This window comes from Bartonella bilalgolemi (genome assembly GCF_023500045.1).
Taxonomy (GTDB): domain Bacteria; phylum Pseudomonadota; class Alphaproteobacteria; order Rhizobiales; family Rhizobiaceae; genus Bartonella; species Bartonella bilalgolemii.
This window is the reverse complement of the sequence record NZ_JAMCOF010000002.1, coordinates 166,535-189,141: the sequence shown is the minus strand read 5'-3', so window position 1 is coordinate 189,141 and position 22,607 is coordinate 166,535. Positions and strand designations below refer to the sequence as shown.

At 35.5% G+C, this 22,607-nt stretch carries 18 protein-coding genes and 1 pseudogene; 5 read left to right on the top strand and 14 right to left on the bottom strand.

Annotation, left to right across the window (positions count from 1 at the left end; all coding sequences use genetic code 11):
* Positions 1 to 52: 52 nt before the first annotated feature.
* The 7 genes and pseudogenes from M4Z11_RS02160 to M4Z11_RS02125 all read right to left on the bottom strand — a co-directional run bounded on the left by M4Z11_RS02160 (position 53) and on the right by M4Z11_RS02125 (position 8,692).
* A pseudogene (locus tag M4Z11_RS02160) lies at positions 53 to 1,305 on the bottom strand (class I SAM-dependent RNA methyltransferase).
* On the bottom strand, positions 1,298 to 2,044 hold the full coding sequence (locus M4Z11_RS02155) for a TlyA family RNA methyltransferase (RefSeq protein ID WP_249675577.1): 747 nt from the start codon (positions 2,042 to 2,044) through the stop codon (positions 1,298 to 1,300). Before M4Z11_RS02155 ends, M4Z11_RS02160 begins: the two are co-directional and overlap by 8 nt.
* Before the next feature lie 2 nt (positions 2,045 to 2,046).
* Positions 2,047 to 3,969, bottom strand: a complete 1,923-nt coding sequence (gene dxs, locus M4Z11_RS02150) for a 1-deoxy-D-xylulose-5-phosphate synthase (protein WP_249675572.1) — start codon at positions 3,967 to 3,969, stop codon at positions 2,047 to 2,049.
* A 448-nt stretch (positions 3,970 to 4,417) separates the two neighbouring features.
* Positions 4,418 to 4,672: an exodeoxyribonuclease VII small subunit gene (locus M4Z11_RS02145; protein WP_249675566.1), complete on the bottom strand. Its 255-nt coding sequence runs from the start codon at positions 4,670 to 4,672 to the stop codon at positions 4,418 to 4,420.
* Between the two features lie 7 nt (positions 4,673 to 4,679).
* A complete protein-coding gene (gene ribB, locus M4Z11_RS02140; RefSeq protein ID WP_249675561.1) occupies positions 4,680 to 5,792 on the bottom strand; it encodes a 3,4-dihydroxy-2-butanone-4-phosphate synthase in 1,113 nt (370 codons plus the stop codon).
* 1,059 nt (positions 5,793 to 6,851) lie between these two features.
* A complete protein-coding gene (gene fabI, locus M4Z11_RS02130; protein WP_249675555.1) occupies positions 6,852 to 7,670 on the bottom strand; it encodes an enoyl-ACP reductase FabI in 819 nt (272 codons plus the stop codon).
* A gap of 131 nt (positions 7,671 to 7,801) precedes the next feature.
* Entirely contained in the window at positions 7,802 to 8,692 is an 891-nt protein-coding gene (locus tag M4Z11_RS02125) for a DnaJ C-terminal domain-containing protein (protein ID WP_249675553.1), read from the bottom strand.
* 308 nt (positions 8,693 to 9,000) lie between these two features.
* Between M4Z11_RS02125 and pdxH the strand changes: the two genes are divergently transcribed.
* Positions 9,001 to 9,624 (top strand): pyridoxamine 5'-phosphate oxidase, encoded by a 624-nt coding sequence (pdxH, locus tag M4Z11_RS02120; protein ID WP_249675550.1) that lies wholly within the window; start codon positions 9,001 to 9,003, stop codon positions 9,622 to 9,624.
* Positions 9,625 to 9,715: 91 nt separating this feature from the next.
* Here the strand turns inward: pdxH and ubiA are convergent, their stop codons facing one another.
* Positions 9,716 to 10,723 carry a 4-hydroxybenzoate octaprenyltransferase gene (gene ubiA / locus M4Z11_RS02115; protein ID WP_249675548.1) on the bottom strand — a complete coding sequence of 336 codons (1,008 nt, stop codon included), beginning with the start codon at positions 10,721 to 10,723 and terminating at the stop codon, positions 9,716 to 9,718.
* Positions 10,724 to 10,813: 90 nt separating this feature from the next.
* Here ubiA and purD point away from each other — a divergent pair, with 90 nt between their 5' ends.
* Positions 10,814 to 12,088, top strand: coding sequence for a phosphoribosylamine--glycine ligase (purD, locus tag M4Z11_RS02110; protein ID WP_249675545.1), 1,275 nt, complete (start codon positions 10,814 to 10,816; stop codon positions 12,086 to 12,088).
* Between the two features lie 14 nt (positions 12,089 to 12,102).
* On the opposite strand, the gene M4Z11_RS02105 is transcribed toward purD, so the two are convergent.
* The 6 genes from M4Z11_RS02105 to M4Z11_RS02080 all read right to left on the bottom strand — a co-directional run bounded on the left by M4Z11_RS02105 (position 12,103) and on the right by M4Z11_RS02080 (position 17,937).
* The gene (locus M4Z11_RS02105) at positions 12,103 to 12,672 is read right to left on the bottom strand and encodes a YcxB family protein (RefSeq protein WP_249675544.1); all 570 of its coding nucleotides are present in this window, start codon (positions 12,670 to 12,672) and stop codon (positions 12,103 to 12,105) included.
* A 121-nt stretch (positions 12,673 to 12,793) separates the two neighbouring features.
* Entirely contained in the window at positions 12,794 to 13,324 is a 531-nt protein-coding gene (locus M4Z11_RS02100) for a DUF6101 family protein (RefSeq protein WP_249675542.1), read from the bottom strand.
* Positions 13,325 to 13,472: 148 nt separating this feature from the next.
* Positions 13,473 to 14,882: an FAD-binding oxidoreductase gene (locus M4Z11_RS02095; protein ID WP_249675540.1), complete on the bottom strand. Its 1,410-nt coding sequence runs from the start codon at positions 14,880 to 14,882 to the stop codon at positions 13,473 to 13,475.
* 2 nt (positions 14,883 to 14,884) lie between these two features.
* Positions 14,885 to 15,847, bottom strand: a complete 963-nt coding sequence (locus tag M4Z11_RS02090; RefSeq protein ID WP_249675538.1) for an L-threonylcarbamoyladenylate synthase — start codon at positions 15,845 to 15,847, stop codon at positions 14,885 to 14,887.
* Positions 15,847 to 16,485, bottom strand: a complete 639-nt coding sequence (gene rnhB, locus M4Z11_RS02085) for a ribonuclease HII (RefSeq protein WP_249675535.1) — start codon at positions 16,483 to 16,485, stop codon at positions 15,847 to 15,849. Before rnhB ends, M4Z11_RS02090 begins: the two co-directional genes overlap by 1 nt.
* 675 nt (positions 16,486 to 17,160) lie before the next feature.
* Positions 17,161 to 17,937 carry an energy transducer TonB family protein gene (locus tag M4Z11_RS02080; RefSeq protein ID WP_249675532.1) on the bottom strand — a complete coding sequence of 259 codons (777 nt, stop codon included), beginning with the start codon at positions 17,935 to 17,937 and terminating at the stop codon, positions 17,161 to 17,163.
* 258 nt (positions 17,938 to 18,195) lie between these two features.
* On the opposite strand from M4Z11_RS02080, the gene M4Z11_RS02075 reads away from it, so the two are divergent.
* The 3 genes from M4Z11_RS02075 (at position 18,196) to M4Z11_RS02065 (ending at position 22,601) form a co-directional block, all read left to right on the top strand.
* Positions 18,196 to 20,397 (top strand): TonB-dependent hemoglobin/transferrin/lactoferrin family receptor, encoded by a 2,202-nt coding sequence (locus tag M4Z11_RS02075; protein WP_249675529.1) that lies wholly within the window; start codon positions 18,196 to 18,198, stop codon positions 20,395 to 20,397.
* A 241-nt stretch (positions 20,398 to 20,638) separates the two neighbouring features.
* Positions 20,639 to 21,682: a hemin-degrading factor gene (locus tag M4Z11_RS02070; RefSeq protein WP_249675527.1), complete on the top strand. Its 1,044-nt coding sequence runs from the start codon at positions 20,639 to 20,641 to the stop codon at positions 21,680 to 21,682.
* A 16-nt stretch (positions 21,683 to 21,698) separates the two neighbouring features.
* Positions 21,699 to 22,601: a heme/hemin ABC transporter substrate-binding protein gene (locus M4Z11_RS02065; RefSeq protein ID WP_249675524.1), complete on the top strand. Its 903-nt coding sequence runs from the start codon at positions 21,699 to 21,701 to the stop codon at positions 22,599 to 22,601.
* Positions 22,602 to 22,607 lie beyond the last annotated feature (6 nt).

Here is a 22,607-nt window from a genome sequence, read left to right as displayed (position 1 = left end):
TTAATCCAGAAATTTCTCAGTTTTATTTAAAAGAGTCTTTTTTATTGTTTAGCTAAAACTTCCAACTTTTCTTCGTTTTTCGTTTGCTTAAAGTTGCAACAACTTCAATATGAGGTGACCATAAAAATTGATCAATTGGTATAACTTTTTCTATTGTATAACCGCCAGTAACAAGAAGAGATAAATCACGAGCTAACGTAACAGGATTGCATGAAATAGCGACCACGCGCGCTACCGTTGTCTTGGCTAACTCATTTACCTGCTCCTCTGCACCAGAACGTGGTGGATCAAAAACAACACTATCAAAGCATTCAAGCTCCTTTGCTGAAAGTGGACGACGGAATAAGTCACGTTTTTCACAAACTACTGTTTTTAAACCGGTAGCAACACGTGCAGCTTGATCCAAATTGGCTAACGCTTTTCCATCGTTTTCTATTGCACGAACATTCATCTTTTTTGCCATACGTAAAGTAAAAGTTCCTACTCCTGCAAATAAATCAGCAGCATTTTTTGCTTTTTTTAAATGAGTTAAAACAATATCACTCATAATAGTCTCCGCTTCAAAAGTCGCTTGAAGAAAACCACCAATAGGAAATTCAACACAAACATCTCCAAAATAAATCACCGGTTTTTCTTGTTCAATTAAGACTTCACCTTGAACAGATAAACGTGTAATTCCACATGAAAGAGCTACACGTATCATTTTTTGACGAACAAACTCACTTTGTACAACACAACCACTTAAAGCAACATCAAAACCATTTTCAACAACTGTCACGGTCACATGAAACCGCTTAGCATTATTTGTTAAAAGAGCGCATATAGCCCTAATATCATCCAGTTTAGACAAAATCTCTGAACGAGTAACTGGACATTCTTTAATAGCTATAATATCATGAGATCGATAACGATTAAAACCAATAATATAGCTTTTTTGAGTCACAGATGCTGTTAAAGTAACTCGTCGACGGGTATGATTCCCACATTCAATTAATGGAGAAATAACAGCATCAAGACCATATCTTTTAAACGCATCAACAACCAATTGTCGCTTCCAAAAGTGATAAGCATTAAAATGCCAATGTTGAAGCGTGCACCCTCCACATGCCTCAAAATGTTGACAAACAGCATCAACACGCTCTGATGATTTTTTTTTAGAGTAATAAGCGTACCGTATTTTCCATGAAGAGCAATATTAACAACTTCTCCAGGCAAAGTAAAAGGCACAGAAATTGAACCATATGCTGCTTTGGCAATACCATGGCCGTTCACGCCAATATGATCAATTATAACATCATTACTCACTTTTTTCTCCGAATAACAAATATTCTAAATTACCGTCACCACCTGTGATAGGTGCAGGAAGCAAACCTTTTGCTGTCCATCCTATCTGAATATTCAGCCAATCAAAAAGCTCTTCAGCAGTTCTTTTTGCTATTAATGGATCTTTCAATATTCCTCCCTTACCAATACCCGCTCGACCAACTTCAAATTGAGGTTTTACCAATAAAACTGCTTGGGCGCTCTTTTTTGTCAAAGATAAAACAGATGGTAATGCAAGTTTAAGAGAAATAAAACTTACATCTGATACAATAAGGTCAATCTCACGACCACTTAAATGTTCCCGTTTTAAATCCCTAACATTCAAGCCCTCTAATAAGGTTACTGCACTGTTAGCAGATAAACGAGTATCAAATTGATTGTGACCAACATCAAGAGCAATCACATGAGCAGCTCCTCGTTCTAAAAGAACTTGCGTAAAACCACCTGTCGATGCACCAACATCAATTGCAGTAATTTTATTTGTCATCACTGGAAACATATCAAGTGCATAAATAAGTTTTAATGCTGCCCGAGATACATAACTTTGCGCAGGATCAAAAACCGTAATTGTTGCATCATCAGAAATCATTTTTCCAGCTTTAAAAACGATTTGCCCATCAACTTTAACTGTTTTTCGTGCAATTGCATCACGTGCCCGTGAACGAGTTGCAAAAAAAAATTTTTCGACTAAAAGAACATCCAATCTTTTTGTGACTGTCATATTTATACTCGTTTTTGCAATATAGGTCGAAGTTTACGTCCTAAAGCGCTAAAAACAGTATTAATAACACCTGTTGCATCAAGCCCAATCTGTGAGAGAACTTTATTTGGCGAGCCATGATTTAAATATTCATCAGGAAACTTCAAGGTACGGACTTTTAAGCCATGCTCTAAGAGTCCCTCTTGCGCCAAAAACTGTAGTAAATGCGCTCCAAATCCACCTACTGCTCCTTCTTCAATTGTCACTAAGACTTCGTGCTCCCGTGCTAACCGACGCATCAAATCCTTATCCAAAGGCTTCGCAAACCTCGCATCTGCAACAGTCGTAGATAATCCTTCTGCCACTAATTCATCAGCTGCAACCAATACTTCAGACAATCGTGTCCCAAAACAAACCAGAGCGATCTTACTTCCTTCACACAAAACACGCCCTTTTCCAATTTCAAGCACTTCACCACGCTGCGGCAAATCCATACCAATACCCTCACCACGCGGATAACGAAAAGAAACAGGTCCCTGATCATACGCTGCTGCCGTACGCACCATATGCATAAGTTCAACCTCATCAGAAGGTGCCATAACAACAAAATCAGGAAGAGTTGCCAAAAAAACAATATCAAAACTCCCCGCATGCGTCGCACCATCTGCTCCAACAAAGCCTGCTCTATCAATAGCAAAACGCACCGGTAATTTTTGAAGCGATACATCATGGATAATCTGATCATAAGCACGCTGTAAAAAGGTAGAATAAATCGCAACAAAGGGTTTATACCCTTCACATGCAATACCTGCAGCAAAAGTTACAGCGTGCTGCTCAGCAATACCAACATCAAACATCCTTTTTGGAAATTTTTCAGAAAAAGAGTCAAGTCCTGTTCCATTTGGCATTGCTGCCGTGATAGCAACAATTTTATTATCATGTGTAGCCTCTTCTATTAAAGCTTGAGAGAACACTTTAGTATAAGAAAGAGAGTTACTTTGTGCTTTAACTTGTTTACCGGTAATAACATCAAAACGATTAACACCATGATATTTATCAGATGAAGCTTCTGCAGGTGGATATCCTTTCCCTTTATGCGTTACCACATGCACTAAAACAGGACCATCAGGACATTCGCGAACATTTTTCAGAACAGGTAACAAATGTCCAAAATTATGACCATCTATCGGTCCAACATAATAAAAGCCAAGCTCATCAAACAAGGTCCCTCCAACAAAAAAACTACGCGCAAATTCTTCTGAATAACGTGCTTTCTCCAAAAAGAATTTTGGTAACTTTTTGCTTAAAATCTTTATTCGTTCACGCAAACTGCGGTAAGATGGACGTGAAACCAATCGTGCAAGATGAGCACTCATAGCACCCGTAGGAGATGCAATAGACATATCATTATCATTAAGGATAACAATCAAACGTGCATCCAAAGCACCAGCATTATTCATCGCTTCATAAGCCATACCTGCAGATATAGCGCCATCACCAATCACAGAAATAATGTTGCGTCTTTCTTCAGCTTCCAATGCACTAACCATTGCCATACCAAGACCCGCTGAAATGGAAGTGGAAGAATGACCCGCGCCAAATGGATCATACACACTTTCTGAACGTTTTGTAAAACCTGATAGACCACCCTCTTGACGTAATGTGCGAATTTTATCTCTGCGACCAGTTAAAATTTTATGAGGATAGGTTTGATGACCAACATCCCAAATAATCCTATCATCAGGTGTATTAAAAACATAATGTAGCGCAATAGTGAGTTCAACAACACCGAGACCTGCCCCAAGATGACCGCCTGTTACAGAAACTGCATCAATTGTCTCGGCGCGTAATTCATGAGCCAACTGTAGCAAATTAGACTCCGGCAACACTCGCAAATCTTGCGGTAAATGAATCAGATCAAGCAGTGGCGTTAATGGGCGAGACAAAAAGAACTCCTTATATTATTATAGTATAGAGCAATCAATTATGTTATTTTACTCTTTCTACACCTTTTTAAAATCTATACCTTAACAAGTGTTTTAATCGCTGCTTCTTTATAAAAACGGTCCTGTATGAACAGAATATAAAAAAAATAATGATGTAGATATCATGATGTATGCGAATATTCAATGAAGTGCAGATAGCTCCTATCGCAACAGTCTATACACTACATAATAATATTTTTATCGATTAATTGTTATCAAGAAAAAGAAAATATTGATAAACACATTATGTAGTAATTATATGAATATAATTACCATTATAAGCATATATTTTGACCATTCATATGCATACTTTTGACTCGCTTGTATTAAAAAATGAGATTAATCAGTTTATTTCATATGAGTTTTTTTTGTACTTCTTGTACTTAATAAAATAAAAAAATCACTTATATTATTCAGGATCTAGTGGTTCTACACCTTCAGGTTTTCCCTCATCTGAAAGTTGAATTTTTTCAACTTTAGCTTCAGCTACTTTTAGTAACCTATCACAATGATTTTTAAGAGCTTCACCACGTTCATAAATATCAATCGACTGTTCCAAAGGAACATCTCCACGTTCTAAATTTTCGACAATCGCTTCAAGTTGTTTAAGTGCTTCCTCAAAACTCAACGTAGCAATATCTTCTTTTTTTGTGTCTTGCTTCATGTAACCCTCACAAGATATCTGTTCTAGATATGCGAATTCCAAAACCTTCTAAACCAACATAATGACGTTCTTTAGAAGCATAGACAATAACAGAACTAATCCCTAAATGTCTCAAAATTTGAGCTCCTAAACCAATTTGGCGCCACTCTTTTTCACGTTCAATCGCCTGCATATGATTTTCTAAATCTCTTTTCGTTATTTCCTGATTATCAATAGCTGATTGACAATCAACACCAACGAACCCTCCTCGCAGATAAACAAACACACCGCGTTTCTCTTCTTCTACCATACGACGCATAATAACTTCAATATTTGATGCTTGACCAAAAACATCATTTAAAATGTTTTCACGATGCAAACGTACCGGAATATCCTCACCATCACGGATATCACCAAAAACAATCGCAACATGCTGAACCGTCTCCCAAGGCAGTTGATAACTTTGAACTACAGCCGGCCCTACAGATGTTTCAATTTGCATTTCTCCGACATGTTTTATTAGCGTCTCTTTACGCTGACGATAAGCAATAAGATCTGCAACTGTTATTGTATGCAACTGATGATCCTGTGCAAACTTTATAACCTCATCTCCGTGTTTAACACTCCCATCATCATTAACTAATTCACCAATCACACCAACTGGTGGCAAACCAGCTAATTTACATAAATCAACTGCAGCCTCAGTATGTCCGGACCGCATCAGAACACCACCTTCATGTGCAATTAAAGGAAAAATATGTCCTGGACGGACAAAATCATTAGCATTAGCATTTGGATTAGCAAGATTACGAACTGCTAATGTACGATCGTGTGCTGAAATCCCTGTTGTTATTCCGTATTTAAAATCAACAGTAACAGTAAACTTGGTACAGTGCATTGAATCATTATCTGATACCATAGGAGCTAAATTTAATCGTTGTGCTTTCTCCTTCGGTAAGGGCGCACAAACAATACCGGATGTATAACGCATAATAAATGCCATTTTTTTTTCTGTACAATGGATAGCAGCAACGATTAAGTCACCTTCATTTTCGCGATCATCATCATCCATAACTATAACAATTTCGCCGCGTTCAAAAGCTTGAATAGCAGAAACAACTTTTTTCTGATTATAAATCATTGCTTTTCCTTCCTATACAACCAATTTGACCGCGATGCCTCAGCTAATGATCAACAATAGCAAAAGGAAGCATTGCTTCACCAACAGAAACAACCCGAATCATAGCACTCGTCTGTGATAACATCCACGTTTTTACCATCAACATCAATTGAACAAAGAAAAGTTAAAATCGATGATATTGGGCTTAACTGCAAAACACACAACCATCATCAATTTCAACACCATTAAAACTGCATTAATTAACATTAAAAACGATACAATATCCTGATTAAGTCTCGCACAAATTAGGTGTTGCTAACCATGATGAAACATTTTCTGCAATAATCTCAACAACAGTATCAACGAACGATCCATCTTTAAGTAATTTATCCATATAATCAGCGAAAACACGTGCTTCATAAGTAGAAAGTGTAAAAAAGGACTATTATAGACCTTTGACTAATTCCATCAACCACAATTAATCTGATAGGAGACAACCACTATCACAGCGCCCCAAATAATCAAATAAAAAATAATTTTACGTATAAATATATCTGCTGCAACATGCTCTACTGTTTCATATGTTGAAGCACGCCCACTACTACAATAATAAAGAATCCCATATTATAATCCTCTGATCACTGTCTGTATCTCAGAAAATATTGAAACTGGTGCTCCTATTATTACTAAGTTTGTAACATCAACCTGAGTCACAACTCCCGAAAGAACCTCTATCTGACTTAATTCTTAACGTTGTACTCCATATTTTGATTGTCCTGATCACCGTTATCAAGATATGCTTGAAATCCTGTAAGAGTGAAAATAATCCCTGGAGAACAACTATCAATAATACACTCAACGTAACTCTATAACTCTCATACCATATTATCACATGAAACAAATGATCGCATGTATATGCGACATGGAAACAGTTTCATTTTTTAAATATACTCAACCATAGAATACAAAATACATATAGCCATATGTACATTGAGCTACAAATAAGATCATCTCACCTAAGACTATTATTAACCACTTCAACTTTAGTCAAATTGTCGCTGATAAAGTGAGCTTGCCTCCCTATTCTTTAATAACGGAAATATCTGGTGCATCAACAGCTTTCATACCTATAATATGATACCCTGAATCTACATGATGCACCTCTCCCGTAACAGAACGAGATAAATCCGAAAGAAAGTATAGCGCAGAATCACCAACCTCTTCTATTGTCACTGTACGACGTAAAGGAGCATTATACTCATTCCATTTAAGAATATAACGAAAGTTCCCAATACCAGAAGCAGCCAACGTTTTTATAGGCCCTGCCGACAAAGCATTAACACGAATATTCTTCGGTCCTAAATCTACAGCTAAATATTTTACGCTAGCCTCAAGAGCAGCCTTAGCAACCCCCATCACATTATAGTTAGGAACAACTTTCTCAGCACCATAATAAGTCAGTGTTAAAATTGAACCACCATCTGACATCAACTTTTCCGCACGCTGTGTAAGAGCTGTCAAAGAATAAACAGAAATATTCATTGTCATCATAAAATTTGATTCGCTGACATCAATATAACGACCGCTCAATTCATCTTTGTCAGAAAAACCAATGGCATGAACTAAAAAATCAAGCTTACCCCATCTTTTCTCTATTTCATTAAAAATTGCATCAATAGATTTACTATCAGATACATCACAATGACCGCAAACAATTCCTCTCACTTCTTCGGCCAAAGGCTCAACACGCTTCTTCAATGCTTCACCTTGATAGGTAAAAGCAAGCTCTGCCCCTGCAGCACTTGCTGCCTTGGCTATCCCCCAAGCGATAGATCGATTATTGGCCAACCCCAAAATTAGACCACGCTTACCGCATAATAAATTACCACTATTAGCCATTAGCATTGCCTCATTGCAACTAAAAATTAACATTACCCATTTGCCTATGGCACAGGTAAACTTTTTCTTCAAGCAGTTGGTTTAAAATCAATTCAAAACTATAATTTTGTACTATAAAAAATCTTAACTTTCTATTTTTGAAAAAACTGTTCTAATGCAGGATCTTTTTGGGGTAACATGATACGAACATGGACAAAAAGGTCATCTCTTTCTCCATTTTTTAAACGAAGCCCTTTCCCTTTTAACCGTAAAACACGATCAGAACTTGACCATGCAGGAATTGTTACAACGACACGCCCTTCTAATGTCTGAATTTCCTCTTTTGCTCCCAACACAGCATGTTTAAGAGGAATTGGCAAATCAAGATGAAGTGCCCTTCCTTCAACTCGTAAATGAGGATGTTTTTGAATATAAACAGTTACCAACGCATCTCCTGATTGTCCATATGGTACTTTTTCTCCCTGACCTTTTAAACGGATAGTTTGTCCATCCTCAACATAAATTGGGAGCTTAATTTTTAGTCTTTTGCCATTAGGAAAAATTGTTTCTACCTTTTCTGCACCAACCATCTGTTCCAATGTTACGGAAAGACTGGTACGAATATGAGCTCCTTGTTGAGGTTGATTATGTTGTGTAGAATTTGAAAAATTTCTTCCTCTTCCAAATAAATCACGAAAAATATCACTTGCATCAAAACCTACACCACCTGAAGAACCAAAATCAAATCCCCTTGTAGTTCCTGAAAAAGGATTATGTCCATCTCTAAAATGTCCTCCAGCACCATAAGCTTGATGAAGTGGTTTTCCTTCTGCATCAATTTCACCACGATCAAATTGTATCTTTTTATCTTTATCTCCTATAATTTCATAGGCTTGATTCACTTCAGCAAACTTTTCTTTAGCCTTCACATCACCCATATTATGATCTGGATGATATTTTTTTGCTAGTTTTCTGAATGCAGATTTAATCTCTTGCGGTCTTGCAGTGCGTGCCACGCCTAGAACCGTATAAGGATCACGCATATTGTCCTCTTTCCAGCTTTGTCATTTTTAATATTAACCGGCATATTTTTATAACTTTATTTTTGAATCAATTTAACTAAAGTAATTTCTATTTTATCTATATGTTTATAAATAAATGAAAATACCATATGGAATAAATATTTTATATCCAATATAATGTATTGTAATCTATACTAAAACTAACATCGTTGAAAAATCGTGATAAATTAATTTAAAAAAATAAAAAAGAACAGCCTTTTATCATTGTCAGCTGGTAGAAAAAACGAATCAGACAATCTTTCATTCGCACTAATTGATACAAGTCCATTATGAACAGCACAACACAAACAAATGATAATTTTGCGCAAATGCAAGAACCTTTTGTACTTTTTACACGTTGGCTTAAAGAAGCAACGACAAGCGAAATCAATGATCCAAACGCTATGGCTTTAGCAACAGTAGATGCAACAGGCTTACCTAATGTTCGTATGGTTCTTCTCAAAGATTTTAATTCTAAAGGATTCATCTTCTATACAAATTATGAAAGTTGCAAAGGACAAGAAATTTTAGCATCAATGAAAGCCTCCTTAGGCTTTCATTGGAAATCACTCCATCGTCAAGTTAGAATCAGAGGAACCGTTGAGAAAGTCAGCACTGAAGAAGCAGATGCATATTTTCAATCACGTTCACGTGAAAGCCAAATTGGTGCATGGGCGTCTAAACAATCTCAAATATTAGACAACCGCTTTACCCTTGAAAAAGCAATCGCTAAATATACTACACAATATGCTGCAGAAAAAATCCCACGCCCACCTCACTGGTCTGGTTTCTGTGTAAATCCTTTATCTATTGAATTCTGGCGTGATCGTCCATTCCGTTTACATGATCGCTTACTCTTTACACGAGCCTCAATTAAACAAAACAACTGGAAGAAGCAAAAACTCTATCCCTAATTCTCAAGCTCTTAAAGCAATACCTTCTGTTTATATTACAACAAATTTCTGTTTTAATAACATTATAGATTATTTCATATTACCATAAATATCACAAAATTATCGAATACAGTATTGTCGAAATTCCTCCACATAGCAAACCAGCGAAGATCAAAAAACCAACAAACGAATTAGACTTGAAAAGCTGTAAACATTGCAAACTGTTGTCGATATCAATAACTTTAATTTGTATAAACATATGGATAGCTGCAATTAAAATCCCTAAAAAACTCAGAATAGGGACTTGCGCCAGATAAAATGCCAAGCTAGTTAAAATTACAAAACCGCCATATAAAAGTACCAATGCATATTTAGTTCTTTTACCAAAGAGGAGTGCTGTAGAGCGAACACCAACAATTACATCATCATCCTTATCTTGATGAGCGTAAATTGTATCATAGCCTACCGTCCATAGAATTGAGCCTATATAAAGTGCTATTGGTGCCCAACTTAAACTGCCATGCACAGCAGCCCACCCCATTAATGCTCCCCAATTAAATGCAACACCTAAAAAAAATTGCGGCCAATTTGTTATACGTTTCATAAAAGGGTAAAATGCAACTGCTACCAATGATGAAAGACCTAAAAAAAAAGTAAATACATTAAATTGCAATAAAACACCTAAGCCTATAATACATTGTATTAATATGAAAATTTTTGCCTGAAATCGACTCACTTGCCCCGTAGGCAATGGTCGAGAACGTGTTCGCTCTATTTGAGAATCAATTTCTTGGTCAACAAGGTCATTCCATGTACAACCTGCACCCCGCATAGCTATAGAGCCTACAAAAAATAAAAAAAGATACCAAATCCAATTAATGACAATCGACAAAATAGATAATTGTGATATCTCATAAGAAAAAATAGCCATAGTTGTTGACCAAAAACAGGGCCACATCAATAACTTCCATCCAATAGGCCTATCCCATCGAGCTAATTGAGCATATAACCATAAAGAACAAGGAAGAAAATCATAAACCCACTGTTTTGGAGCTGCATCCATAACTCGTCCCTGCTTCTCATAGGACTGAATATGCAAAATATCTTTACTTTTTTTCATTAAATGATTTTACCTTTAAACTTGCAATAGAAATATTTCATTCTTATGACAAATAATTAATTTAACCATCTTCTATGATAGGAGCAAGCAATGAACGTTCTTCTTATAGGTTCAGGCGGACGAGAACATGCTTTAGCATGGAAAATAGCGGCATCCCCATTGCTAACGAAATTATATTGTACTCCTGGAAATCCTGCAACAATGGAATTTGGCACAAATATTAATTTGAACATTGATGATCATTGTAGTGTCATTGATTTTTGTAAAAAAAATGCCATTGATCTCGTAGTTGTCGGTCCAGAAGCTCCATTAGTAGCGGGTATAACAGATGCTCTTAATGCGGCTCATATCTGTGTATTCGGACCGAATCAAAAAGCTGCTCAGCTAGAAGGATCAAAAGGTTTTACAAAAGACTTGTGTTACAGAAATAACATTCCTACAGCTCCTTATCAACGCTTTGATAATGCCTTGAAAGCTAAATCTTATATTCATCAACAAGGCATTCCTATTGTTATTAAAGCTGATGGCTTAGCTACCGGTAAAGGCGTCGTAGTTGCTGTAACAATGGAAGAAGCATTTGATGCAATTGACGCCTGTTTTGAAGGTACATTTGGCGATGCAGGAAAAGAAGTAGTTGTTGAAGCTTATTTGGAGGGAGAAGAAACAAGTTTTTTCTGCCTTTGTGACGGCAAAGTAGCCATCCCCTTTGGATCTGCACAAGATCATAAACGTGTTGGTGATGGCGATACGGGTGTCAATACAGGCGGCATGGGTGCTTATTCACCGGCTCCTATAATGACCGAAGAAATGGTTAACCGTACTCTTCAAGAAATTGTTACACCAGCTCTACGCGGTCTAGCTGAAATGGATATATCTTTTAGGGGCATTCTCTTCGTTGGATTGATGGTAACACAAAAAGGTCCCCAATTAATTGAATTTAATGTGCGATTTGGTGATCCTGAATGCCAAGTTTTAATGATGCGTCTAAAAGATGACATTCTTCCACTTTTTCTTACAGCCGCTCAAGGAAATCTTAAAAAGAAAAATCTTCAATGGTCTGAAGAAACTGCTTTAACAGTTGTTATGGCCGCTAATGGTTATCCTTTTTCTCCTCAAAAAGGTAGTGTGATTCGCAATATTGATAAAGCCGATTCTCTTCCTAATGTAAAAATTTTTCAAGCCGGTACAGCCTTACGTAATGGGGAATTAATTGCGAATAGCGGACGTGTTTTAAATATAACAGCAATAGGAAAAACCATAAAACTCGCTCAAAAACGCGCTTACGAAGCAGTCGACTATATTGATTGGCCACAAGGTTTTGTACGCCGTGATATTGGATGGCGTGCTATTATGCGAGAAAACTAGACTTTTCTAGACTTTTAAAGTCTTTTTTTAGGACTCGTAATTTCACGTGATAGAATAGTACGTAAATCGACTAACTGCTCTTTAGTCATTATAGCTTTAGGGAGAATGTTAAATTTTTCTTCTGAAATATAAAGCGCTATAAAATGTGGATACTCATGCCAATCATAAAACAGACGAAAAGGGTAAGTACCCTGTATATAAGAATTTCGAATCGCAAGCGCATGATCATCCCATTGCCATATTTGTTTAAGGCCTATTTGTTGATTATTTTTTACTAAACGATATGCTTTATGATTTACTAAAATATAATAATTCAATGTCCAAATAACACAAATAATTGCAGCATAAATGCAAGCCGTTTTGATAAAAGACTTTCCCCAATAATGCGTCCAATCTTGCCCCTCAATCATGATGAGAAAACCACAATAAATAACAACACAAATTAGCCACAATATTAATAAATATAAAAATGTCTTCAATCTTCTGATATAACGACGGCAATGTGCTTTTTGCGCTTCTATTGCCTTCTTTTGATCAAGCTCAAAGGCAAGCACACGCATTTTCATTTTTTCTGAATGTTTCAAATACGTAAAATTCTTTTCTATTTTTATTAGATAGTAATCTAAATATCATTGAATAAAAAGTCAAAACACAAACGAAATAAACATATATGACTGCATAGCATATAAAAAATTAACACATATCTCACTGTAATACAGTTTGATTGTCAATCTTCAAACGTAAACCTAATGAATTATGACCACGAAGTAAAAAACGTTTCTGTACAGAATTAGATGATACTATGTGAAAAAATTTATGTATAACAGAACGATCCTGAACCTTGATAATACTATTATATTCATCAATCATAAGCATAGGAAGATTGTAAATCTGCGTCCACAATCGCCAATCTAAAAAAACATTATTTAATTTTCTAGAAACTAAAAGTGGAATACAAATCTCCTCATCTACGTGGAATAGCTCCAATGTTATGGCTTTCTCACCTGAGAGAGTATCTACTATACGCGCTGCAATCCCCCTAAAATGGTGAGCTGGGATCAAGTGTGATAGACCTGAAAAAGCCCCAAATTTAAAAAAAACACCACATTTATTTAACGAACAAACTATTTGATTACCCGTTTTTGATACAAAATATGTCGTTATTTGTGGCAAATGGCACGGATCTAGTCGAAATTCAAGCACCGCCTTTGCCTGATTAAAGCATTGATTAGCCATATACACTGTTCCCAATTTTTTCAATAACTCAAGTAATCTAGCAGATTTTCTTCATTGGATTATTAACAAAGTTATATAAAAAAACTTAGTTTCTTTTTGGTTATTAAATTCTAAATAAAAATGCCAAAAAATATTTATTCTTCTGAAATTATAATATTTTTCCTGGATTCATAATCCCTAAAGGATCAAATATTTTCTTAATCTCTTGCATAATTTCTAGTGAAACAGGGGATTTAAAAGTACGTAGTTCTTCTCGTTTAAGCTGACCAATTCCATGTTCAGCAGAAAATGTTCCCTGATATTGCATTGCTAAACAATGAATACGATGGGTTATTTTCGGCCATAATTTTAAAAATGCTGTAGTATCTGCTCCAATTGGTTGCGTAATATTATAATGAAGATTCCCATCACCCACATGTCCGAAACAAACTACTCGTGCACCTGGTATCATTTCTTCCACAATAAGAGCAGACTCAGCAATAAAATCAGGAATGAAAGCAATAGGTACAGCAATATCATGTTTAATAGATCCTCCTGCTAATTTCTGTGCAGATGATATACTTTCACGCAATTGCCAAAAAAAATCTTGCTGTTTTAATGATTGTGCAATAACTGCATCGTCAATAATAGAATTCTTTAAAGCCATTTCTAAAACAACATGCAGTGCTGATAATGCATCATTGTCACTCCGTAATGATGACATATTAATCAAAACATACCACTCATGCTCATGATCAAAAGGAGATTTGGCACACATCTTATAATTTAAAGCCATTTGAAAACTAAGTTTTCCCATGAGCTCAAAACCAGTCAATAATGTCCCCCCATAGCATTGAGAAAGAGACAAAAGCTCTACAACTTTCGCTGGACTATCTAAGCCTACAAGCGCCACTTCTTTTCCTTTTGGTTTTGGAAAAAGCTTTAAAACTGCTGCAGTAATAACCCCTAAAGTCCCTTCAGCACCAATAAAAAGATCTTTCAGATTATAACCGCTATTATCTTTTTTAACAAATCGCAAATCATCCAAAACACGTCCATCAGGTAAAACGACTTCTAGACCAAGACAAAGATCACGCATATTACCATAAGCTAAGACTCCCGTACCTCCCGCATTAGAAGATAGATTTCCTCCTATCTGACAAGATTCTTCAGAAGCCAAAGAAAGAGGAAAAAAACGATTCATTTCATCGGCTTTTTTTTGTAATGTTTGTAGAACGACTCCAGCCTCCACTACAGCAAAATTACCCTTAAGATCCAATGCTCGAATCCTGTTTAAACGTTCCATAGATAAAATAACACTGTGCCCGCTATCATCTGGCAGCTGACCACCTACAAGACCAGTATTTCCTCCTTGAGGAACAATCGGCGTATACGTTTGACTAGCCAATTGCATAATCAATGATACTTCTTTTGTGGAAGATGGCCGTAAAAGTAATGGCGTTTTTCCATGAAAAAGTCGCCGATTTTCAAATAAATAAGGTGTAATCAACGCTTGATCTGTTATAGCATATTCAGAACCAACAATGCTTCTAAAAGACTCAATCAAACCTTGCTCCATTTTTATTTCCCTTTTGGAGCTGCAGCTCGTATTAAACGATCATTAATAGCTTCCCCCAATCCATAAAATGGGATAGGCTCCACTGCAATGCACTTCACTTTAGGTGAATCCAATTGCTGCATATACTGGAATAAATGGAACGCAGCTTCTTCTAATCGACCACTTTCACTAAGATTTAGAACAGCGACAGCGTTTTCAACACCCTCAACACGTTTAGGTCCAAATGCTAACAATGCTTCGCCGCTTTCCACCTTTTTTACATTTAAACGCATAGAAGTATTAGGCGCATAATGTGACCTTAACATCCCTGGAGCCTCAATTGCAGTTTGCTGATCCAAACGTTTTACAGGCTTCTTTACCACTTTTTCAATTTCTTCAATAGCTAATCCTCCCGGACGCAATAAGTAAACATTTTCATCAGAAATCTTAATAATCGTTGATTCAAGCCCTATTTTTGAAGCTCCACCGTCAATAATTAAAGGCACTGATGTTCCTAAAGATGTAAATACAGATATAGCTGAAGTAGGACTCAACTTTCCTGATTGATTAGCACTAGGTGCAGCTAAAGGACGGCCAAAATGACGAATAACTTCTGCAAAGCCTCCTTTTGGAAAACGAACAGCCAATGTATTAAGACCAGCAGTTGTCAAAGGATGAATATTATGATGAGCCTTTAACGGTAGAACCATGGTTAAAGGACCTGGCCAAAATGCCTCCATTAACCGACGTGAAAGAAAATCAATTTTCACATAACACTCTGCCATAACTATGTCACTTACATGAACAATAAGGGGATTAAAGAATGGACGTCCCTTTATAGAAAAAATAGACGCTACAGCTTTTCCATTTGTCGCATCACCAGCTAATCCATAAACAGTTTCTGTTGGCAGGGCGACCAATTGTCCCTGTTGAAGAATCGCAACTGCTTGGTTTATTGCAGCACTATTAAATGGTAAAATTGCCATTAAATACTATCCTTATAGCGTTCTTTAAGAGGAGAAAAACTATAACGATGTAATCTTACAATAGGTCCATACTTATCAATAGCTGCACGGTGTGCTGCCGTTCCATAACCTACATGCTTCTCTAAATCATAATTTTGATAAACCCGTCCAGCGTATTGCATCATCCTATCACGAATCACTTTAGCAATAATAGACGCCGCAGCAATTGAAACCGAAGACTGATCACCTTTAATCAAAGCAATTGCAGGACAAGGCAAATTAGAAGGAATATCACGCCCATCAATCAACGCGTAATGTGCTGAAATGGCAAGCCCTGTAACACAACGCCGCATTGCTTCTAAAGTCGCTTTTCTAATATCAGACTTATCAATTGTCCGAGCACAAAGACTAGCAACCGAAATCGCTAATGCATTTTGCAAAATTTCATAATAAAGTCTATTGCGTTGTTGGCTAGAAAGCTTTTTTGAATCATTCAAGCCTTCAGGAATATGGTCTTTATCTAAAACAACTGCTGCCGTCACTACAGGCCCAGCTAAAGGCCCACGTCCAACTTCATCAACACCTGCTACATAAAAAAAACCCTTTTTTTGCAAATCCAATTCATATGAAAAATTTGGCTGAAACGGTACATTAAGCATATCTGAAAATCACGAATATGAAAAAATATGCATCCATTTTTGCATCGCTACCCATTTTCTGCAAACCTTATAATAAATTATTGCTATATTAGCATAACAGTTAAATAATTTAACTTAATTTTTATATAAACGCATTGCTTATTTTCTGTGTACAACAAAATAGTTTTACTTTTAAAAGTAATTACTTCCTTCCTTTTTACTGACCTTCTCTATCTCTTCTCATTGAGTATCTAGAAAGAATATGCGCATAAATTTCAGTTAGCCCTTCAATCTTAACAAAAATTATAAGCTAATTAGTTTTTATTGGGTAACATACACTTTTTCTTCGAGGATATATTCAAAGTAATCTCAGTTTCGTAAATCTCGCAAAGCGAATTTTGCCATAAAGTTAAGCGTTTTTAACAACGTTCTCTTCCATAAATCCCTATATAGTCATAACTGCATCTTTGTTATAAACATAAACATTTTTAGTAACGTAGAAACGCAGATATGTAATCAGAAATATTGATAGTGTTATCAACTTTTCTATCTCTATAAATCTAACAGAAGCTATCATGAAATTAGTTATTCCCATTCTCAATACGACTATGAATACCACAAGCCCCAATAATATTATCTTCCTGAAAAATCTAAATACGATATAAGGTATGATTTTGTATAGTAATTTTACTTTCTTTAATTAAAAACCAAAGATACTCTGATAGTTTTATTCACCATTTCACGTGGTGGTGGAGGAAACATGTCAATACGTTTAAGTGCTGTCATAGCCAACCAATCAAGTTCCCGACTACCAGAAGAAAATATAACACGGTTGGCAAAAATATCTCCTTGTTCACGCACCTTAAATTCTAACTGCACGACTCCCTGTACACTACTAATACGCTGTCCTACAATGTAACTTTTTTGTTTTTCTAACTGTGTTTGCACCTTTGCTAACCAATGTTCTGATAATGCATTATCAAGTGCTATTGTATTACTCTCTCTACTTACAGCAAATGAATGTGCTTTTTTTCGATTAATTTTCTTCTCTGTAATATTCAGTGTTGATGATTGCTTTTTTATAAAAACTTTACGATTTATCTTTGATGGAGAAGATCTTTTCAAAGGTTTCAGCACTGTAAAACCATCTTTTTTTACGATAGACTGAAACTCTTTCGTAATCTGATGCTCTTTTGATAGAGAATTCTCTGGTCGAACTTTACTAAGTTCTGGTTTTGATATTTCTTCTTCCTTTAAAACATTAAACTCTAATATTTCTGAATCTGGATTAACATCAGGGTGCACAATTTCTGGTACAACAATTAACATAGCCATCGGTGAGAATACAAACCCATTTATATGAATACTCTTCGAATAAAATCGTGCTCCTACTCCAACATGTAAAGCAAAAGCACACCCAAAAGCACCTATCCAAAGAGCTGATATTCGCCAAATACTTGCACCCTTCATCATCTCATCTACCACCATCCTAAGCTAAATAATCGATGCTTAATTTTATGAAAACAGGTCGTCTTTAAAGCACAACTTTTTTCTTGACGATTTTTATCATGTTTAATATGATCGCGTTAATAGCTATAAATTGAATTAGCGCTTGGCTTATCAATTATATGACTACATTTTGTAATTAGTAAGGCAAATGTTTTTATTGTATTTGTTTTATATGTGAGAAGCTATAGAGGGGGACATTTTTTTAAAGAACTATGGTGGACTATGCGAATAAAACGGAATATCTATAAAGAGTATAAAGGGCATATGATTTTAAGTATGCTCTTAGTTTGTATACCTTCATTTGTTTTTGCACAAAACAACGGTAAGATAACTAAACTTAAACCAATCATAATTGAAAAAAAAGTAGAACATCCCTTCAATAAAAAAACTGTTTTGACAGATCGTAACACTGCTCAAAATATTGATAAGAAACAAATAAATGATATTCACGATGTTAACCATCTTAATCCATCTATAAACTATAGTGCAGATAATAACAGCTTTGTAATTCGTGGTCTAAATGCCAATCGCATTTTAACAACAATGGATGGCATTCCTCTTCCATGGCTTGACGATGGGGTGCGTGGTATTAAAGGTGGAAGTTCTGCATTTGCTTTTAATGCGCTTTCTACAATTGACATTGTTCGTGGTTCAGATTCTAGCCTTCATGGTTCTGGTGCACTAGGTGGGATTATTGCCTTACGTACTCTTAATCCTGAAGACCTCCTCACAAAAGAAAAAAAATGGGGGACTCTTACAAAAGGGAGCTATAATTCTGTTGATAAAAGTTGGCACGTAGATCAAGCTTTTGCAGTGCGAGCTAATCAAACTTTATTGCTTTTTCAAGGTTCTCGTGCAGAAGGTCATCAACGTAAAAATATGGGTACTGTAGAAGGTTATGGAGATAAACGTACACGAGAGAACCCTGCTAACTTTGATAAAAATAATTTGCTTTTTAAAGTCCACCAATATTTTAATGATAATCACCGATTTGGCTTTACAGCAGAGCGTTTTGCTTACAATAAAGACACTCATGCATTAAATACTTCAACTGAAATATTTTTGCGACAATCTGTTTACAATGAGAAACACACACATCGTAAACGTTTTTCTGTCTCCTATGATTATAATGGTAATGAAGATGCTATTTTTGATGCATTTCATGGACAGCTTTATTGGCAAAAGCAATCAAATAATCACATCTTAAATGGATATCGTATACAAATGCCAAAAGGAGACTATTTAAGAGATAATTTTATGAGAAATATTGGTTATGGCTTTAATACTCATAGTTTCAAAAAATTAGATATTGGTTCTGTAAGTCATAAGCTAAAGTTTGCTACAAATGTTTTCGTTTCTAAATTCCATCAATATGCATTGGGTAAAGATAATTGTCATTTAAAAGGAAGTGAGCATGCATGTGTATTCCTAAGTACCAACAAATCAGATGCACCAAATACAAATAGCCAGGCTTTTGGTTTGGCTTTCGAAAACGAAATTGGTTTTTCTAACAATAGTCTTCGTCTTATCCCAGGAATACGTTATGATTGGTACAAACATATCCCTCAAAAGACACCTGCTTTTGAAAAAGCATTAGGTTCTAAAGTAATGCCCAAAGAAAGTAGCGGCTCACATTTTTCTCCTAAAATGCGAATAGAATGGGATACTGATAATCAAATATTATTTTATACTCAATGGGCGCAAGCTTTTCGTGCTCCAAGCGTTTCAGAGCTTTACTTAACCTTTGTCAGGCCTTCTTTTTATTATATGATTGGAAATCCTAATCTCAAACCAGAGACTGGTAATGGATATGATATCGGTGTACAATACAACAACATGCATTTTAATGGTTCTTTCAGTGTTTTCACCAATGAATATAAAAACCTTATTGATGTTATAGATAAGGGGCCTTCAAAAGAATTTATATATGCGCGCAAACATTATATAAATCGTGCTCATGTGCGTATTTCTGGTGTTGAAACAAAAGCACATTTCACCTTGATGAATGGTCTTTATAGTAATTTTGCCCTTGCTTATACACAAGGAAAAGATCTTGATAAAAATGAATATCTTAACTCAATCCCAGCCTTTAAAACAGTATTTGGATTAGGATATGAAAAAGAACTTTGGGGAACAGATATTGTACTTACTTTAGCTGCTAAGCGTGATAAAGTAAAAGGAAATTCTGATTATAATACAGTTCCAGGTTATGGTGTAGTTGATATATTGGGTTGGTGGAAACCTTTCGGTGAAAAAGGCCCAATTATAAGAGCTGGTATTTATAATCTTTTTGACCAAAAATACTGGAATGCAACTGATCTACCTTCCCCTTCTCCTATCCCTAGACGCCAATCACTACCACCAAAAGATTATTTTAGTCAGCCGGGTCGTAATTTTAAGGTGTCTTATGTACAAAAATTCTAATTGTTGCTGTTAATCTTTAAACTATTAAGGAAATCATAATTGATAAAAAGGTATGTTATTACATTTTAATCCTTACTTTATTCTACCCTCCCAAAAGGATTATAAATATTTTAATTTATCAGATTCAATTTTTGTTATTGATAGGAGCGATTTATTAGCAGGCTGAGTCATTGTTTACAATGACTCAGCGTAGTTTTTTAAAATGAAGTAAAATTGACTCTAAATAAAGTAAGGAAAATCTATGTCTTATACAGCTGAAATGATTATTAAACTGCGTGAAGAAAAAAAAGATATGCGTAATCGTGATTTTGCTACTTCGATTGGTATATCTGAAGCAGAATTCATCGCAGCTTATCGTACAATCGGAAAAGCAAAAAGACTAAAAGTTGATATTCCCACTCTCCTTGAAAAAGCTCCTAAAGTTGAAACGGTTATGGCATTAACACGCAATGAATATGCCGTTCATGAAAAAACAGGATGTTTTGAAAAAATTGTTCTGAATGAACATATCCCTATGACATTTGGGGAAATTGATTTGCGAATTTTTCCCAAAAAATGGGAATTCGGTTTTGAATACGAAATGATGGTTTTTGGAAAACCAACAAAAAGTTTACAATTTTTCGATCAATACGGAACTGCTATTTTTAAAGTCTATTCTAAAGATATGACAAATATGAAACAATGGGATGAACTTGTTGAAAAATTGCTTCATGAAGATCAATCATCTGATCTTCACATTCTTTCTACCCCCGCGCCTATACAACACAATATAACAAATTTAGATGTTGAGAAATTTCGTGACCGTTGGAGAAAAATGACTGATGTGCATCAGCTCCATGAAATTACTTCCGAATTTAAAATTGGTCGGCATGATGCTGTAAAACTCGCTGGAAACGAGTTTACTGATGAATTAAGTGTAGAATCTATTGAAATTATGCTGAATAAGACTGTTGAAAAAGAAATACCAATTATGTGTTTTGTTGGTAATAAAGGCTGCATCCAAATTTTCAGCGGACCAATTAAAAACATTAAACAAATGGGACCTTGGCTCAATATTCTCGATGAAAAATTTCACTTACATATGCTTATTTCTGGCGTTAACAAAGTATGGCACGTTCGCAAACCTATAAGTGAGGGTTATGTTAGTTCTCTTGAAGTTTTTGACCAAAATGGCGAAATGATTGTTCAATTCTTTGGTCTAAGAAAAGAAGGTCAAAAAGAATGCGAAAAATGGCGTTCTTTATTGAATAATTTACCTTTGTACCAAGAAACAAACATTACTTAAAGGATAAAACTTAGATATGTTGAGACCTTTTTTACATAAACCATCAGGCCTTTCTGTTTTAGGTTTGTTGTTCTTTTTTACTTTTTTTTCTAGACAAGTAATTGCCGAACCGACAATAAATTTTCCTGAAAATGCGCGAATTATTTCCATTGGTGGTTCTCTTACAGAAATTGTTTATGCATTAGGAGCTCAAAATCAACTTGTAGCTCGTGACAGCACAAGTATCTATCCACAAGCTGCACTCAAACTTCCTGAACTTGGGTATATGCGTAACCTTTCCCCTGAAGGTATTTTATCTCTTTCTCCAGAAGGTATATTACTTATTGAAGGAAGCGGTCCTCCTTCAACAATTGATGTTCTCAAAAAAACATCAATACCTCTTATAATCATACCAGAAAACTTTTCACGTGAAAGTGTCATAGAAAAAATTCACCTTATTGGTAAAGCTCTACATCGAGAGGTTCAAGCAACTGAACTGATTAAAAAACTGAACCGTAACTTTATGAACAATGATATGCTTTTAGCAAAAATAACTAAACCAAAACGTGTTCTTTTTATTTTTTCCGTACAAAACGGAGGTGTTATGGTATCTGGAACAGATACTGCAGCTGATGGTATGATAAAACTTTCAGGAGGTATAAATGCCATTTCTGATTATAAAGGATACAAACTTTTAAATAATGAAGCCTTATTAAACTCAAATCCTGATTTCATCTTGTTTGTAAATCACAATGGAAATGCAACTAAAATTGATACAATTTTAGCTATACCAGCAATTCGAGCAACACCTGCAGCTCAAAACCATGCTATTAAACAAATAGATACCATGTATTTTTTAGGTTTTGGTCCACGCACTGCAGATGCATCAAAAGAGCTGATTAATATGCTTTATAACACAGAACAAAATGGTAAGAGTTGAATAGAA

Coding starts and splice junctions, on each gene's coding strand:
- ribB (WP_249675561.1), bottom strand. CDS start 5,792: ATGATTTATAATCAGAAAAAAGTTGTTTCTGCTATTCAAGCTTTTGAA.
- M4Z11_RS02125 (WP_249675553.1), bottom strand. CDS start 8,692: ATGCGTGATCCTTATACGGTTCTAGGCGTGGCACGCACTGCAAGACCG.
- fabI (WP_249675555.1), bottom strand. CDS start 7,670: ATGGCTAATAGTGGTAATTTATTATGCGGTAAGCGTGGTCTAATTTTG.
- pdxH (WP_249675550.1), top strand. CDS start 9,001: ATGAACAGCACAACACAAACAAATGATAATTTTGCGCAAATGCAAGAA.
- M4Z11_RS02145 (WP_249675566.1), bottom strand. CDS start 4,672: ATGAAGCAAGACACAAAAAAAGAAGATATTGCTACGTTGAGTTTTGAG.
- ubiA (WP_249675548.1), bottom strand. CDS start 10,723: ATGAAAAAAAGTAAAGATATTTTGCATATTCAGTCCTATGAGAAGCAG.
- M4Z11_RS02090 (WP_249675538.1), bottom strand. CDS start 15,847: ATGGCAATTTTACCATTTAATAGTGCTGCAATAAACCAAGCAGTTGCG.
- M4Z11_RS02100 (WP_249675542.1), bottom strand. CDS start 13,324: ATGGCTAATCAATGCTTTAATCAGGCAAAGGCGGTGCTTGAATTTCGA.
- rnhB (WP_249675535.1), bottom strand. CDS start 16,485: ATGCTTAATGTACCGTTTCAGCCAAATTTTTCATATGAATTGGATTTG.
- purD (WP_249675545.1), top strand. CDS start 10,814: ATGAACGTTCTTCTTATAGGTTCAGGCGGACGAGAACATGCTTTAGCA.
- M4Z11_RS02075 (WP_249675529.1), top strand. CDS start 18,196: ATGCGAATAAAACGGAATATCTATAAAGAGTATAAAGGGCATATGATT.
- M4Z11_RS02080 (WP_249675532.1), bottom strand. CDS start 17,937: ATGATGAAGGGTGCAAGTATTTGGCGAATATCAGCTCTTTGGATAGGT.
- M4Z11_RS02065 (WP_249675524.1), top strand. CDS start 21,699: ATGTTGAGACCTTTTTTACATAAACCATCAGGCCTTTCTGTTTTAGGT.
- M4Z11_RS02155 (WP_249675577.1), bottom strand. CDS start 2,044: ATGACAGTCACAAAAAGATTGGATGTTCTTTTAGTCGAAAAATTTTTT.
- M4Z11_RS02070 (WP_249675527.1), top strand. CDS start 20,639: ATGTCTTATACAGCTGAAATGATTATTAAACTGCGTGAAGAAAAAAAA.
- M4Z11_RS02095 (WP_249675540.1), bottom strand. CDS start 14,882: ATGGAGCAAGGTTTGATTGAGTCTTTTAGAAGCATTGTTGGTTCTGAA.